This is a genomic window from Chryseobacterium sp. MHB01 (assembly GCF_034651565.1).
GTDB classification, from domain to species: domain Bacteria; phylum Bacteroidota; class Bacteroidia; order Flavobacteriales; family Weeksellaceae; genus Chryseobacterium; species Chryseobacterium nepalense.
The window spans coordinates 96,078-111,215 of record NZ_JAYEDA010000004.1; the positions used below are offsets into that span (position 1 = coordinate 96,078).

Consider the following 15,138-nt stretch of genomic DNA (forward strand, 5'->3'; position numbering starts at 1 on the left):
TCCTATGTTTCTCAACTGCCATTCCTATCATAGCCTAAGATACGGTACCATTTCCCTGGAGGATTTGATACATCAGGCTGTGCAACTAAATATTAAAACATTAGCTTTGACAGATATTAATACAGTCACTGGAATCTATGATTTTTACAGATTGTGCCAGGAGCATCATATCAAACCCATCGTCGGTTCAGAGATCAGGGTGGAAAATGAACTATATTACATTTGCCTGGCTAAGAACGCTGCAGGAATCGCAGAGATCAACAGACTGTTGACCGGTTACAATTGTGATGGCATTGCTATTCCCAAAACAAATCCATCATTTGCAAATACCTATGTTATTTATCCTTTGAGCAATATTCCTGAAATATTGTATGAAAATGAGTTTATTGGCATAAGACAGGAGGAACTGAATCTTTTGATAAGACCTGACATGAAAAAATGGGTTGAAAAGATGGTGATCCTGCATCCCGTGACATTCGACAGTACCGAAGAATATGAGCTGCATAAAATTTTGAGGGCGATTGACGGCAATACCCTGATTAGTAAACTCTCAGAAACGGATTACTGTAAAAGCACCGAAACCTTTGCCAATAAGAAACAGCTTCTGAATTCCTATAAGCCTTATCCCCAAATCATTGAGAATACAAAATACCTGGTCAACAGCTGCAGTTTTGATTTCGACTTTTCCACGCCTAAGAATAAAAAATATTTTACGGACAGTAAGGAACAGGATTTTGAGCTGTTAAGGCAATTAGCTTTTGAAGGCCTGAAGATAAGATATCCTGATAGCAATCCCGATGCGATTGCAAGGGTTAACAAGGAATTGAAAGTTATTGACCAGCTTAATTTCTGCGGGTACTTCCTAATCACCTGGGATATTATTCAATACAGCAATCGGATGGGTTTTATGCACGTCGGCCGTGGTAGCGGTGCCAATTCCATTGTCAGCTATTGTATCGGCATCACTGACATATGTCCTTTGGAACTCGATCTGTATTTTGAACGTTTCCTAAACCTTAACAGGAAAACTCCGCCTGATTTTGACATCGACTGGAGCTGGCAAACCCGGGACATTATTTTAGAATATATTTTCAAAAAATACGGCAAAGACCATGTGGCGTTCTGCGGTACCAATGTAGAGTTCAAATACCGATCAATCTTCCGTGAGGTAGGAAAAGCCTTTGGGCTGCCAAAGGAAGAACTCGACGTTCTCGCTGGAAAGCCAATGGATCAGCATGATAACAATTCCGTATTCAGATCGGTCCATTATTACGGAAAAATGCTGGAGAAATACCCTAACCAGAGAAGCATGCACTCCTGCGGGATCCTGATATCTGAAGAACCCATCACGACGTATTCAGCATTAGAAATGCCGCCCAAGGGTTTTCCAATCGTACAGTTTGACATGCATACTGCAGAAGCCATTGGCCTTGAAAAGTTTGATATTCTCTCACAGAGAGGTTTGGGGACGATCAAAGATACGGTTGACCTGATCCGGGAAAAAAGAGGGATCACCGTAGACATAAGAGACACGACCCTCTCCAAAAATGAAGCCCGGTGTAATGAATTCCTGAGCATAGGTAAGACGATAGGCTGTTTCTATATCGAAAGTCCGGCAATGCGGGGGCTGTTGAGAAGGTTAAAATGTGAAAATTATAAGGTTCTGGTGGCCGCCTCCTCAATTATCCGTCCGGGCGTAGCGCAGAGCGGAATGATGCGGGAATATATTTTCAGGCATAACAATCCCGATAAGTTTGAGTATTTCCATGAGGTATTTGAACAGGAGCTGGGAGAAACTTATGGTATTATGGTTTATCAGGAAGATGTGATCAAGATCGCCCTGCACTTCGGTGGGCTTTCCGCTACTGACGGCGATGTTTTGCGAAGGGCCATGAGTGGTAAAGGCAGATCACTATCCGCTTTACAGAAAGTGAAAGATCATTTTTTTAAATCCTGTAAGGAATTAGGGCATCCTGAACAATTGTCCAAAGAAGTTTATCGGCAGATTGAGTCGTTTGCGGGGTATTCTTTCTGTAAAGCACACTCGGCTTCTTATGCAGTCGAAAGCTATCAGAGTCTATATCTGAAAGTGTACTACCCTATTGAGTTTATGGTATGCGCCATTAATAATGGTGGTGGCTTTTATCGCACCGAAGTCTATGTCCATGAAGCGAAAATGTCCGGTGCCACGATCCATAATCCGTGTGTAAACCTTAGTGAGTTTCAGACCACGGTATATGACACAAAGGTGTATTTAGGCCTGATGCATATTGAGAAACTGGAAGGAAGGATTGCACAGATGATTCCGGAAGAAAGAGAAGATCATGGAAATTTTACTTCTCTTGAGAACTTTGTCAAAAGGATTCCTATCGGTATTGAAACCTTGCAGATCCTGATATTCATCGGTGCTTTCCGGTTTACCGGAAAACAAAAGCATGAGCTGCTCATCGAAGCGCGCTTTCTAATGGCTGGAAACAGACCGGATAACAGACAACTAACCCTGCTTGAAGAGCCCAAGAAAGAATATCAGCTTCCTTCTATAGAAAGAGATCCGTTTGAAGATGCCTTTGACGAGATTGAGATCCTTGGTTTTCCCGTATCGTTTAGTCCATTTGATCTATTGCAGACCAAATACCGGGGCAATGTGATGGCGAAAGATCTTAACAAATTTCACAAACAACAGGTTAAGATGCTGGCCTATCTGATCTCCAGAAAGCACGTTCCTACTAAAAGAGGAGCTATGTTCTTTGGAACCTGGATTGATTCTGAAGGTGAATATTTTGACACGGCGCATTTTCCCAATTGTCTGGAGGAATATCCTTTTCAGGGCGGCGGATGTTATCTGCTACTTGGGACTGTCGAAGTAGACTTTCACTTTCCGACGATCACCATTCATAAAATGGCCAAAATGCCTTTTATTCCGGATCCGAGATATTCTATGGATCGATCCAAATCATTGGAGACAGCAGGTATACTTCGTGAAGATATAAGCATGACGCAAAGAAAGCCCTATCCGCAAGAACAGGAGATCGGTCTCCCACGGCAAAGAATGCGATGAATCAACCAGATCTACAAAACTGTTATGAATATTGGAAAAGCTCCACTACGACAGAACTTGACGTGTTAAAAAAGTTTTCCACAAAAAAATAAATCCCCGGAACTAACCGGGGAAGTAAATAATAGTCGTTAAAATAGATGCTGCCGCCCTTGATAAAATTGATAAAAGATATATTATTCTATTATATATTACTTATGTTAAATTAAAAGATATTTTAACTATTGATATAAATATTAAAATAACTATTGCGTATAATATATATAATATATATCTTTGTATCAGAAGCTTTAGTAGTTCCAGCTACTAAAGCCAATTAAAATCTACTTTTGTTTTATCACTGGTTTTAAGAGTTGATAAATCATGTAGCAAAAGCTCAAATGTTGTTCAGCATTAACAACAACCTCAGAATTGAGGATTTGAATAATTGAATCCATAATTAAAGAGTAACCTTGGTTTATATCACTTCAAACGGTTACTTTTTATTTGAAATGATTTGATCAAACTAGAACTACCTTAAATGATTGGCGTCACAGGTAGTTTTTTGTTTATAAATATTATAAGTATTTTTTTTCATATAATAAATTATTCTTTGCTAAATATTTCATCTAAATAATCGTTTAATATCTTTATACAAAGATACGAATTTTTTAGGGTGGTCTATTTTGACAAAAACTTGTTCGATGTAGTGTCGTTCTGAATTTTTAATTACTCTCAAATTTACGAATTACAAACCGAAATTAAATTACAGCAATTCTTACTTTTTATCCACAATCATTATTAAACTCTTTAAATAAAGCTTTTTTAATATTGCAATTACGCAACTTCTTTGAAGAATCATAAATTTTTGTAAATTAGCAAACTAACTAAAAATTAATAATCATGTTAAGAGAATTTACAGAACAAACCTGGATAGTAGAGCCAGGGGGTATCTACAGAATTGACACGAATCTCGATTCATTCGACAAAATGTTGATTCAAGTGTTTAAAGATTTAGAAGATGGATATGTACTTGTAAACGAAACCGATTGTGCAATAATGCAAAAAAATAATACTATAACAATAGCTACAAAAGCACCATTTAGGGGATACTTAATAGCGAAATAATAAAGAAATAATAAAAAAGCTGTCTCAAATAGGACAGCTTTTTTATATAAACTGATTTGCAGATTATTTTGTAGATATTTATATTTAAGCTAAAATTTTCTTCAATTATCTAAGTCTGAATAATTTTAAGAATAAGCCCATTACTCCCCAAAACATTAATATAGGTAAGTTTACAAAATAGCGAGTATTACCACCTCTCTCATAATAATTCCGGTAATCCTTTTCAAAGTAAATTGAGTGAATATATCCATCAAATTTCTGCCAAAGCTTTTGCATATAATTTTAATTAAAGAATAAAACGCTCTCATCCGAGAGCGCCTTTAATTTCATTAACACACATCGTAAGTTGAGTTAACCGCAAAGGCTAATTCTCTGATGAATGCAGGGCTTCCATCCTGATTATCCGACTGAAATAAAATCGTGTTTACACTTCCACAAGCATTAGTATAAGAAACTGACCACCATCTGATTAAAGCTAATGCTTCCTTTTGTTCTTTGGTTAATTCCTTTACTTCAGTTGCTTTCTCCTGGTTAACCGATTGTTTTGCTTCTTCCTTAGTATTTGCAAACGTAAATGTTGAAAGAGCAATTGCTCCAACGATAAATAATTTTTTCATCTTGAAATTTTTTAAAGTTATTTGTATTTAAATATTGGAAATTTCTTAGTCAAGGAAAGTATTCATGCTTTTCAAGCGATCAGTCATGACTTTTGTTTTGTCATTACCATTTGCATCAAGTATTTTGATACCACCGTTGTACATAGACGGGTTTTCGGTGTAATTTTTTCTTGCTTCCAAAAACTGTTGCTTTGTTTTAGTTCTTACAGAATTCCCGTAATTCAGAGGCTCAATCAAGACATCGGATTTTTTAATATCTGTAGCGTAAATTTCAATCGTTTTGTTTTTATTATACACCTCCAAAACTAATCCGGAAAGTCCTTTGAAACGGAAGGGGCCGTCTGGGATCGTAATATCATTTGTAAACCAAGCGTAAAAAGTATCACCGGTGTCTGTTGTTGTTTTTGCCAAACGACTTTTAAAACCTTTAATGTTCTTCTGGTCATTGAGTATTTCCCACTTTAATTGAGGTTCCTCATAAGTGAAAATATACTTTCCAACAGGCAATGAAACCAAAAGGTTTTCTTTGGTTTTATAAACACTTCCTACCGATTTTGGATATTTTGGAATTGATCCGTAATTTGTATTAATAGTATTTGTTGAAGTGCCATCATAAAATGCTTTGGCTTCTTTACTGTAATATGCAGATTCTACATTGTTGCATATCAGCGTAGATGCAAAAACATTAATTTTATCCCTATTCAAGCTATCAGAGATTAATTTTGTTTCATAATTAATCTCCATAACAGCTCTATTATTTTGAGCGAAAAATAAGGTAGAATTTAAAAAAAGAATTGCTGAATATAATAAACTATTTTTCATTTAATCATTTGCTTGTAAAGCAATATTACAAATATTATTTATATCTCCACAAAGGGAAACAGCATATTTTCAAATTATTTTTTTATGTTAAGTATAACTTGAAGAAATAAAAATCCCAACTACTAATCTTGGGGATTATTTATTTAATCGTCTATAGTATTATTACTTTGAAGCACCAAAATTTTACTAAGTATGGCCAAACATCTCCAGACTGTAAAAATTGTGATTATTACTCCAAATGCATTGTAAAAAAAGAAAAAGGATCTATAGTTTTCTGGAACAAATAATTTAATGAAAAAGCCAATACTTGCAATAATAATAACTTCCTTAATGCAGTTTTTTAGATGTTTTACAGTCACATAATAAAATTCTGACGCAAAAAACCGACCGAATGCTGAGTATTCTACATTTTCGGCTCGAGAACTAGAATTATCTTTAAAGGTTATTAAAACTGTTAATATTGTTAATACAAATCCTGCTAATGTTAATGTAATATTAGTCAAATCACCTGTTAAACTGTACGTATCAGTAACATTTGGTAATATAATCCAGTCATTTTTAAATGCATAAAATAAAAATATAGTTAGCACTGTGGCAATACAGAAATCCCAGATTACAGGCCTCGCGAAATATTTATCTAATATCATAAATTTTGCATAAAATCATCAAAATCATTTTTTATAAACTCATACCATCTCGTTGATGAGATTCTTTGGCTAAGATCAACATTGAGAACTATTTCCTTCTTACCACTTAGTAAATTAAAAACTTCTTCAATGCCTTCTTTATCTTCGTATACAAATCTAAAATCTTTAAATGTATCAATATCAATTTTACTACCTTTGATCTTTGTAAGCAAATCCTTAACAACATTATTAGCCTTTGTATTTACTGCTTTCGTCTTAAACTTGCTGCCAGGCGACTGAAAGTAGGCTTCAATTCTTAGAAACCTAGGTTCCATCATATTACTTAAATTTCTCATTCCCGTAAAATATTGATTATGTACATCAGTTGATAGCCTATTCAAGTCTTTAGGATCTACTTTAATTGTAAAATTAAGTACATTCTTCATTTTTGCTAAAACTTCTTCAATAGGGCTGTCTAAAAAAGAATCAATTTTTGTTGCTTTACTTAATCGAAGCTCTCTATGTGCAATGTTTCTAAAATAATACTCTATATCTGAAATACGTGGCCCTTCATGATGATATTCGCAACAAATAATAACAGGATCCCTGCTATAATCAATAAAAAAATTAGTTTGTTCGGCGACACTTCCCATGTCACTAATAGGAACTAATTTAAATTCCTCATGTGGTTTAATCAATGGATTTTTATTTCTTAGAAGAGCCATTGAGCATCTGATTCTTCTCTCTCTAGGAAGTATTACAGCTCTATCCATGAAAATTTCCCTACGCTTATTGCGTTGAGCATGATGTTTATCTATCAGATAACCTTGTTTTTCTTGAAATAGTTTGTTTGATATGAATGTTACAATTTCAAATACAATATCCTTACTAGTTTTATTCACACCGTTTAAAGGTGTAAATTTCAGTGAGTAAAAATGATACCGTATTTCTGTTAAATTTTCGTCCATGAATTATAAGTTAATGGACAAATATACACATATTTACAAAATGCATTTACGGTTTTCCGTAATGCTATTTATTCAAATTTCTGATTACAAATTAACATATCCATTTTCATCTTTTTTCATCTGAACGAGTTTTCGCCACTCATAACCTTTCTTTTCAAAGTGAGGAAGATCTTTAAAAGTTTTCCAATTACCGCCCCATAGCCAGCCATGTTTAGCAAAAATTTTCACACATTCATACCAGTCAGACACTTGATCATTATCCCAGTCTTTTACAGTCTCCCAGCTGGCTGTTTTGCCGTCAATTATCAAGCAGATGTCAACAGCCAACCCATAATTGTGAATACTCTGTCCGGCTTTAGCATTGGTTACTTTTTTCCCAGACTTAGTCCGGCCGATGGCGTAGAGTTGCGACTGCTCTTCAAAAGTTCGCAGACCTTGTGTAATTCTTACTTTAGCTCTTCCGGTAAGTGCAGCATCACATTCCAGTATAATTCGGGAAACTTCATCCCTTACACTTGGATGAAGTTTGCTAATTCTTTTTTTTGTTACCTGGTCCATTTTCTTTGTCGTTTTCCCTTGTAATTTTCTCAAGTTCTTCAGATTTTATTTTACGCTCAATCTTGCTTTTATGCCAAAAATCATAAAGCCTTACACAAGAATAAAAAAGACCGACTATAGCAAATAAAATTTTGATAATTCCATCAAGATTGGCAATGCTATTGCCAGCAAATAACACCCCAACAATATCATATACTGTTAGTCCCCAAAATGTGGCCACCACATAATCCATTAAGTTAATAAAGCTCTTAATTGCCTGCATATTATTAAGGATATTATCAGTTTAACAAAAATTAAATACTGCATGTCCATTAATCCTAAATGGAATAGATCAAGCACATTTAAAACGAAAAGAAATAAAGCGATTTGCTTTGTGTAATTGTCGTTATATCCTTTAATGAGAAACCAGAAAACAATTCCAAAAATGATAATATTAGAATAATCCTCAACCACATTACACAAGTACCTTTTCTTTTCGGAAAATAGATACCATGATACTCTTAGATCAGAGTTATAAAAAATCTCTTTAATTTCGGTTAATGGAATAAGCAAAACCAACAGTAAATGTCTACTTCTCATCTCTATTAGGTGGAGGATTAGTTCCTCCTAAATCGGAAGTTAATAATCCTTTATTCGCTTTATTGGTATTCCAGAATTTTGCCAGAATCACAGATCCGATTCCATAGATCAATTTTACAGAATCGGGATTCTTAACCAAAGTCTCAACAATTTTAAATTGCTGATCTAAAGCAATGGATAAAATCCAACCAATTAAAGCCCAATTATTTTTTAAAAACTTTTTCATCGTTATATTTTAATTATTTGATTTAAAAAGAAGTTCCGTGTGAATGGTTTTCCCGTTCATGATTTTTACGAAATACAATCCATCCTTCAGATTGTCAATATTTACTTTATCACTTTCACTTTTTAAAATTCTTTTTACAAGAAGTCTTCCGGTGTTGTCGTAAACTTCAACTTTACTTTCGCCTTTTAATTTTAAACTAAAACTTGTTTTAGCCGGATTGGGATAAAGCAAATAACTTTTGGCAGCTTCATTTTCTTCAGTAGAAAGTATAAACGAAGATGGTAATGCAGGATCTTTAATACATCGAACATTGGCGCCCGTATTTTTATCAGCAGAATAGCCAACGTGCAGAATTTGATTATTACTCAGCAAAGACTTATAGAAAGTAAGGGCTTTTGCATAGTTAGAATAACCGGTTGAATTTGAGCTCCAGTATGTTCCTGAAGCATTGTTAGAAAATATACCTCCATTTACATGATTATTAATACCTGCAGCTGGTAAAAAAAGCGAATTATTAATGAGCAAACCGCTGGAATGTCTTGTGTATTGATTGGTAGATTCTTCTACAAAATCTCCTACCCATTGAATGCTGTTATTCTCAATTACGCCCTGCCATTCTGCTGCAGTTGGCACCCTGTATCCACTTGGGCATGGATCAGAAATGCTTTTAGCTAAATCAGTCCAAGAATTATCTGTTGCATAAGGCGATCCCCAGCTGGCAAAACTTACAGGATCAGATTTACCCCATTGATATCTTACACCTTTAATTCCTAAAGATGGTGTAGTTGCCGGAAGTGATTTATCAGCTCCTAAATTATAATCTAAAAATGTTCTCAGATCACCAGGTGCTACATAAGCTTTTGAGGTTTGAGCATTTGTAACATCGCTTAGCATAATTGCTAGTAAAAAGAATAATTGTTTCATGTTTATAAAACTTATTTTAATTGTAAAAACCTTTAATATCTATTATAATTGCTGGTGTATTTGGTATCTGTGTAGAACCACTACCAGAACCAGCAGTATTGGTAAGTTGATATGTGTTAGTATCTTGTGTTTGACACATAATTTCAATATAATCGTTTGCCATTAAGTCAAGTGTGACAAATAGAGGTATTGCGATATTTAAATTTGATCCTGGTTGATATCTTATTGCACTGTTTGCAATTGCTGTGGTTCCGTTCTTTCTTAGCCAAAATATACAGGCGGCTGTAGCATTTGAAATTCTTTCAATTTGCGGTTGTGCAAACACTACATATTTCCCATTCCTTGTAACAGTAAATCTGGTATTATTTACTGTTGTAGAGTGTAAAACAGTTCCGAAAGCGGCGTTATCATCTACATTAAAAGGTATTGCAGTAGCCGTATTTGTAACAAGCCTGGTGATAGTTAATGAGCTTGTAATACTTGCCATTAAGCTGCTAATGCGTATTACTTCACCATTATTGTCAACACCTATTGGAGATACATTTAGCGGTGAATTCGATACTGTAGAATTTGTAAGCTGTGCGAAACGAAGTCCGCTGCTGTTTGAGACTCCAGGAGAAAATCTCGCGATTTCTAAATTGTTAACTTTAAAAATTAAAGGATATGGATTTTTTGTTCCCAGCCAGTAACTACCTGATGCAGTTATGCCGGAAGTACCCCAATAAGGGGTACTCACCTGTGCAAAACCTAAATCAAATAGTATTATGAGTGTAAAAAAAAGTATTCTTTTCACTTTAAATAGTACAATTTTGAATAATATTATCCGCAACGAATGTATGTAGATAGTTGTCTATATGTCTTCCTTCTGCATCTAAATGAGTTTCAACATCAGGAATTTGAGATAGTATATCCCAATGATCAAAGTATTGAATGCCATATCCATCTAACTTAGATTTTAACGCATCCGCAAACTGATTATATCTGGTAATATCAGCGGGAGTGGTTGCTATAAGCGAAGTGTAATCAAGTCCCTGAGCAGTAAGATAATATCTAACATTAAACTTAATCCGATTATTTGGCCATCCTGCATTATTTAGCCCGGCAACGACGTTATCAATTGCTGTATTAAAGTTAGCAAGGCTATAATTTGGCAAATTAATTCCTACATCATTTGTCAAAAAGCTTACAAACAAAAGTCCGCTCGTTAATGGATTATAAATAGGCGTGTATGGAGGTGTTGCCCAGTCTTCCATGTTAGGAAAACCTATAACATTAACAGGATTTTGCTTCATCATAGTCGCGCCCGAGTTCGCAAAACCAACAGTTCCATTTCCCTCAACAAAAGTCCCATTGAAGGCATCTGTTACAATAGACGAGTATGTAATGCTGGCGTTCACCCCTAGAGTTATACTGTCTCCAAAGAAGTAAATATCTTTTCCGTTTAAGTCAATTATTTGCGGTGAAGACACCGCTACAGCTTTCCCAGCTCTGCCCAGTTAAAAGTGATCACTGCACCACTCGCTACAGTTACATTGCTTGCATTTCGCAATTTCACTGTTACAAACCCGTCAGCAGTAACAGTCGGCTCCTCAATAAGTTCCAGTCCGGTCGCATCATTTAGCCTTGAAAAATGATAAAAGTTCGCTGCCAAAATACCGGAAGCTGTTACGCCAGTGATATTAAATTCTGCTCCGCCTTCCAGGTCTACAGTTGTAGTAACGCTAAAAGATCCTACCGATTTGGAATCAGCTCTCAGCCATTTCACACCGGAACCGCCGTTGTCGGATGTTGAATGGATGCAAACTATACCATCATCAGCCAGCAAAGTGTCATTTTTCTGGTTATACACTAAGTCTGCAATATCCGTACTCACAGTCTTTACTTCTACATCGTAGCTTTCGTCTGCTACGAATCCTGTTCTTGCCTGAAGTGCTGCAATGTTTGCATACACGATTTTGCCATTTTGTCTTTTTAAAGATGTTGCCATTTTTGAATTGTTTTAAAAGTTATTTTTTTGCTGTTATTGTTATTGTATTATGAAAAGGAATTAAATCCGGAGAAGTATTGGAGAACTCTACATCAATAGATCCTGAAGTACTTATCGTGTAGTTTACAATTAATCCTGTGGGAACTCCTGCAAATGAGATACTATAAGGGATGCCTTCCGATAATTCTGCAAAAGGAATTGCTACTGGTAAAGAAGCCCCGCTCTCTATTTCAGAATCGATTTCATAATCTTTTGTATAAATCTCAGTTCCAGAATTTGACCCTGAACCGCTACCGTCTCCATACACCCACCCTTCTGTCTTAAAAAAATCAATTGCTGTTTGAGGATTTGAACTTAGAGAATTACCCATGTAAAGCAGGTTATCCAATGCTCCACAGAATATTGGCTCCATACCAATTCCTTCTACATACACATTGTTTCCGTCTACTTCTTTCTTAATTAATACTACCGCCTGAGTAAAATCAACTCTATTACCATTGTTTCCAATTACATATTTGGCTCCATTTGCTGTTTTTCCTAATTCAAATGCCATATTCTAAAGTTTAAATACAATTATATACTGTTGATGGCCCTATAATTTTCCCGGTTGCTGGGTTCACATCATAAATCACATTATTTCCGGTTGGTAAACCAACAAACCTTATCCAGCGGATGCCATTCGTATTGAAACCGGAAGCTCCTGCATTATCAAATGATGCCAAATTTCCTGGTACGGCAGGCGTTACCCCGTCCATTAAAAAAATGAAAGGGTTTGTAGAAGGATGTCCTGATAGCTTTACCTGTTTCGTCCATTGATTTCCAGTGAAACAAATGCTGCTTCCTACAATATTGGGATCTATAGGGCTTGCATAATTTCCTGGAATAACCTGCACTGGATTATACGAGGTTCCGGCACAAGACCCTGTATTTGACAATAAATTATTATTTAATATCCCATTAACCATTAACCTTGGACTATTTCCTCTTGCACAGAATATCGGGCTGCCTGTAAGATCTCCCACAATTTCTGAAAGAATTATATAATTTCCCTGATTCGTAGATCCTGCAGGTGATTGCGAACAATCGAAATATTCAATTTCCAATACATCTGTTGTTTGTAAGCCGCCTATATTTGCAAGCCAATTTCCGCAGGTTGGTGTTGAAAATCCGTATATATATTCTCGTAAAGTATTTGTATATGTTTTATTTCCGTAGATATCTTCAAGTTCAACCCTTACAAAATACCAATCAGGATTCACCATTGCTGATATGAAATAAACTGAATTCTGAATGACGTTTGTATTCGCAGTAATCCAGTTTGAGTTATCTGTACTGAATTGTATTTCAGACTTCGAAAAAATTGACAGCCCTTCTGTTATTGTAAATTTTACATCATTGCTGCTTGAGAGTACTGAACGTAATTCTACGGTACCGTTACCCCATGTGAGACTTCCCTTTAACTCTACTGCTAAAATGCTTAAAGTGTTAGGAACAATTGCCGGTTGTGAAGAGTTTGGAATAAGAAGATTGTTTTGAAAAGCTTCAGGATAAACTGCTAAACTTATATCATCTCCTTGGTTAAATCCAGCTATAGAAATAAATTCCGTGTAGTGAGTTTGCAGGAAATTTGCGCCACTTTGTAAATTGAATTCAGTAAGCAAAATCCCATTTTTGAAGATTGCACCTCGGTAAGGCAAATCGGGACTTCTTTTTACAATGATGTTAAATTCTAATGCAAAACTTATAACACCGGAAGTCAATGTATTGAAATCAATACTTTGTCCGTTTTGTGTAATTTCAAAATATTCCTCATTAGGGCTACTCTTAATGTTGTAGTAGATCTTTTTCAAAACCGGTATTACACCGTTAAAAACCTGCTCATCGGTTAATAGCACATTATTGCCGTCTTTATCCAGAACATTTACAACTTTCAAAATTCCGGTTGCATTTTTGTCCGTTCTTTCTAATTTTTCATTCAAAGTGCGCTGAATACCATCTATGAAAAACAAATTATTTCTCCCGGCGTTTTCAATGAAATTCAAAATATTACTATCGCAAGCTGCTTCTATTTCGTAAGAAGTTGCATAGTCTGAGTATGCTTCTTTAATTCTTTTAGAAGAAACTCCGCCGATACGATTATGTTCCAGTTCTAATTCTACTGAAGATTGCCCCAAACAATAGGCAGGAATAGTTGTATGAAACCAGCAATTTTCATCTTCAAAAGGAAAGCGATTAATATTATAAGAATGCCGGGACGAAAGTGTAATATATTTTCTTCCAAGACCGTCACTGCTGTCAATGAATTTGACTTCGTTACTAATCAGTATATCACTATCATTATCCTTAACAACCAATCTACCACATTGTTCATCAAAACTTTTGAATGAGATACAGCTGATTTTATTGTTGTAGGTGCTGAATACAGAATTTAAAGGAAAATCATTTTTTCCGGAGTGTAAAAATAGTTTTAGGTTTTCAGCTCCGCTCACATCATCCCAGTTCATGGGAACCGGAAAACGGTGTATTTCCCTAATTTCCAAAGGATATGCATGTAAAAAATGGATGTCTGCTCTTTTACCCCAGAATATAGTATTTTCAGGGTTTTTCATATCAGAAAGATAATCCTCATTAGGATAAAATCTCACAGGCGACAGATATGGAAATTCTTGCATGAAACAAAAATATCCAGCAAATTTTTAAAGATTCGTTAGGAAAAAGACTTGACCAGTTGAATTTATCTGAATTATTCTTACTTTTGAGTTACGTGTGAAGTCGCTTTGTTGTACTTTGAGACGATTGTGTTTTTAGCCTTCTCTTGCAGAAGGCTTTTTGCACAAATAGGGATTAAAATTTTTTATATATTTGCAATTACGTTAGAAGTGGCATTTTTGTGCTTTGATGTAATTTGTGTAAAGCCCTCTGGTTAAAGAGGGTTTTTGTGTAAGTATTTTTTGTCATCATAATTTATTTTTAAGCCTTCCATTAATTCGGAAGGCTTTTTTATGATCTCTCGGAATTTTTCCGTAAAAACCCGGTATTGTGTGGTATCAAAATTTTTACTTTCTTTGGGGAAAATACAGATATGAAGAAATTGTTACTACTAATATTTTTTTTTAGCAGTTTTTGCTATAGCCAAAATTTCTTTAATTACTCCTCATTCAAAACGGATGATCCCCGTAAAATTTATAAAATAAATGTATTTTACGACAATTCGCAAAATTTAAATTATCTAATTATTGATGTCGAATCATTAGATATCATATTCAATAAATCAAAATTTTATATAAAAGGAGATCAAATAGAAAGTTTTTCAAAATATTTAAAGTTCTTATTAAATAAAAAAATAGAGTGGGACGCAATAAGTTTAAAAAATAAGATATTAGATTGCGATAAAATTATTGAATATGAAGATCAGTTTAAAATAAACTGCATTTATGAAGATGGTCCGAGTAAGTCGGATACTTTACTACACACTCGCTATTTTATAAAAAATGGGAAAAGCTTTATCTCTATTGGAACTCCCTTTTACAACGATGTAAAGCCATCTATTCTAATATTTTCTGACAACAAATTATTTACTCAATTTATAAATAGAATTGATATAGAAAAAATTAAAATTTCTATTAAAAATGATTATCACAAAAAATCATTACTAAAATAACTATACAA

The 15,138-nt window shown here is 34.8% G+C and carries 16 protein-coding genes; 3 read left to right on the forward strand and 13 right to left on the reverse strand.

Translation table 11 applies throughout. The features are described 5' to 3' along the window. Positions 1 to 4 precede the first annotated feature (4 nt). Complete coding sequence (locus U9K52_RS08385) at positions 5 to 3,058, forward strand: DNA polymerase III subunit alpha (protein ID WP_322925950.1); 3,054 nt, start codon at positions 5 to 7, stop codon at positions 3,056 to 3,058. Positions 3,059 to 3,937: 879 nt separating this feature from the next. Continuing rightward, positions 3,938 to 4,162, forward strand: a complete 225-nt coding sequence (locus U9K52_RS08390) for a hypothetical protein (protein ID WP_322925951.1) — start codon at positions 3,938 to 3,940, stop codon at positions 4,160 to 4,162. Positions 4,163 to 4,491: 329 nt separating this feature from the next. Here the strand turns inward: U9K52_RS08390 and U9K52_RS08395 are convergent, their stop codons facing one another. The 13 genes from U9K52_RS08395 to U9K52_RS08455 form a co-directional block, all read right to left on the reverse strand. Beyond that, positions 4,492 to 4,779, reverse strand: a complete 288-nt coding sequence (locus tag U9K52_RS08395; protein ID WP_322925953.1) for a hypothetical protein — start codon at positions 4,777 to 4,779, stop codon at positions 4,492 to 4,494. A gap of 45 nt (positions 4,780 to 4,824) precedes the next feature. Then, positions 4,825 to 5,601, reverse strand: coding sequence for a GLPGLI family protein (locus tag U9K52_RS08400; RefSeq protein ID WP_322925954.1), 777 nt, complete (start codon positions 5,599 to 5,601; stop codon positions 4,825 to 4,827). A 143-nt stretch (positions 5,602 to 5,744) separates the two neighbouring features. Beyond that, positions 5,745 to 6,248, reverse strand: a complete 504-nt coding sequence (locus U9K52_RS08405) for a hypothetical protein (protein ID WP_322925955.1) — start codon at positions 6,246 to 6,248, stop codon at positions 5,745 to 5,747. After that, positions 6,245 to 7,195, reverse strand: a complete 951-nt coding sequence (locus U9K52_RS08410) for a hypothetical protein (protein WP_322925956.1) — start codon at positions 7,193 to 7,195, stop codon at positions 6,245 to 6,247. The genes U9K52_RS08405 and U9K52_RS08410 overlap by 4 nt, the downstream gene beginning before the upstream one ends. Before the next feature lie 84 nt (positions 7,196 to 7,279). Then, positions 7,280 to 7,753 carry a M15 family metallopeptidase gene (locus U9K52_RS08415; RefSeq protein ID WP_322925957.1) on the reverse strand — a complete coding sequence of 158 codons (474 nt, stop codon included), beginning with the start codon at positions 7,751 to 7,753 and terminating at the stop codon, positions 7,280 to 7,282. Next, on the reverse strand, positions 7,725 to 8,015 hold the full coding sequence (locus U9K52_RS08420) for a hypothetical protein (protein ID WP_322925958.1): 291 nt from the start codon (positions 8,013 to 8,015) through the stop codon (positions 7,725 to 7,727). Before U9K52_RS08420 ends, U9K52_RS08415 begins: the two co-directional genes overlap by 29 nt. Positions 8,016 to 8,321: 306 nt before the next feature. Next, positions 8,322 to 8,558, reverse strand: coding sequence for a hypothetical protein (locus tag U9K52_RS08425; RefSeq protein WP_322925959.1), 237 nt, complete (start codon positions 8,556 to 8,558; stop codon positions 8,322 to 8,324). A 9-nt stretch (positions 8,559 to 8,567) separates the two neighbouring features. Next, positions 8,568 to 9,482, reverse strand: coding sequence for a T9SS type A sorting domain-containing protein (locus U9K52_RS08430; protein ID WP_322925960.1), 915 nt, complete (start codon positions 9,480 to 9,482; stop codon positions 8,568 to 8,570). Positions 9,483 to 9,498: 16 nt separating this feature from the next. Further along, positions 9,499 to 10,275, reverse strand: coding sequence for a hypothetical protein (locus U9K52_RS08435; protein ID WP_322925961.1), 777 nt, complete (start codon positions 10,273 to 10,275; stop codon positions 9,499 to 9,501). 1 nt (position 10,276) lies between these two features. Continuing rightward, positions 10,277 to 10,951 carry an SGNH/GDSL hydrolase family protein gene (locus tag U9K52_RS08440; protein WP_322925962.1) on the reverse strand — a complete coding sequence of 225 codons (675 nt, stop codon included), beginning with the start codon at positions 10,949 to 10,951 and terminating at the stop codon, positions 10,277 to 10,279. 2 nt (positions 10,952 to 10,953) lie between these two features. Further along, entirely contained in the window at positions 10,954 to 11,469 is a 516-nt protein-coding gene (locus tag U9K52_RS08445) for a hypothetical protein (protein ID WP_322925963.1), read from the reverse strand. 19 nt (positions 11,470 to 11,488) lie between these two features. Continuing rightward, the gene (locus U9K52_RS08450) at positions 11,489 to 12,022 is read right to left on the reverse strand and encodes a hypothetical protein (protein WP_322925964.1); all 534 of its coding nucleotides are present in this window, start codon (positions 12,020 to 12,022) and stop codon (positions 11,489 to 11,491) included. A 10-nt stretch (positions 12,023 to 12,032) separates the two neighbouring features. Continuing rightward, positions 12,033 to 14,141, reverse strand: a complete 2,109-nt coding sequence (locus U9K52_RS08455) for a hypothetical protein (protein ID WP_322925965.1) — start codon at positions 14,139 to 14,141, stop codon at positions 12,033 to 12,035. Positions 14,142 to 14,551: 410 nt separating this feature from the next. On the opposite strand from U9K52_RS08455, the gene U9K52_RS08460 reads away from it, so the two are divergent. Next, a complete protein-coding gene (locus U9K52_RS08460; protein WP_322925966.1) occupies positions 14,552 to 15,130 on the forward strand; it encodes a hypothetical protein in 579 nt (192 codons plus the stop codon). The last annotated feature ends 8 nt before the right edge of the window (positions 15,131 to 15,138 follow it).

Bases quoted from the DNA above. Each gene is read 5' to 3' on its own strand.
- U9K52_RS08385 (WP_322925950.1), top strand. From the start codon at position 5: ATGTTTCTCAACTGCCATTCCTATCATAGCCTAAGATACGGTACCATT.
- U9K52_RS08390 (WP_322925951.1), top strand. From the start codon at position 3,938: ATGTTAAGAGAATTTACAGAACAAACCTGGATAGTAGAGCCAGGGGGT.
- U9K52_RS08395 (WP_322925953.1), bottom strand. From the start codon at position 4,779: ATGAAAAAATTATTTATCGTTGGAGCAATTGCTCTTTCAACATTTACG.
- U9K52_RS08400 (WP_322925954.1), bottom strand. From the start codon at position 5,601: ATGAAAAATAGTTTATTATATTCAGCAATTCTTTTTTTAAATTCTACC.
- U9K52_RS08405 (WP_322925955.1), bottom strand. From the start codon at position 6,248: ATGATATTAGATAAATATTTCGCGAGGCCTGTAATCTGGGATTTCTGT.
- U9K52_RS08410 (WP_322925956.1), bottom strand. From the start codon at position 7,195: ATGGACGAAAATTTAACAGAAATACGGTATCATTTTTACTCACTGAAA.
- U9K52_RS08415 (WP_322925957.1), bottom strand. From the start codon at position 7,753: ATGGACCAGGTAACAAAAAAAAGAATTAGCAAACTTCATCCAAGTGTA.
- U9K52_RS08420 (WP_322925958.1), bottom strand. From the start codon at position 8,015: ATGCAGGCAATTAAGAGCTTTATTAACTTAATGGATTATGTGGTGGCC.
- U9K52_RS08425 (WP_322925959.1), bottom strand. From the start codon at position 8,558: ATGAAAAAGTTTTTAAAAAATAATTGGGCTTTAATTGGTTGGATTTTA.
- U9K52_RS08430 (WP_322925960.1), bottom strand. From the start codon at position 9,482: ATGAAACAATTATTCTTTTTACTAGCAATTATGCTAAGCGATGTTACA.
- U9K52_RS08445 (WP_322925963.1), bottom strand. From the start codon at position 11,469: ATGGCAACATCTTTAAAAAGACAAAATGGCAAAATCGTGTATGCAAAC.
- U9K52_RS08450 (WP_322925964.1), bottom strand. From the start codon at position 12,022: ATGGCATTTGAATTAGGAAAAACAGCAAATGGAGCCAAATATGTAATT.
- U9K52_RS08455 (WP_322925965.1), bottom strand. From the start codon at position 14,141: ATGCAAGAATTTCCATATCTGTCGCCTGTGAGATTTTATCCTAATGAG.
- U9K52_RS08460 (WP_322925966.1), top strand. From the start codon at position 14,552: ATGAAGAAATTGTTACTACTAATATTTTTTTTTAGCAGTTTTTGCTAT.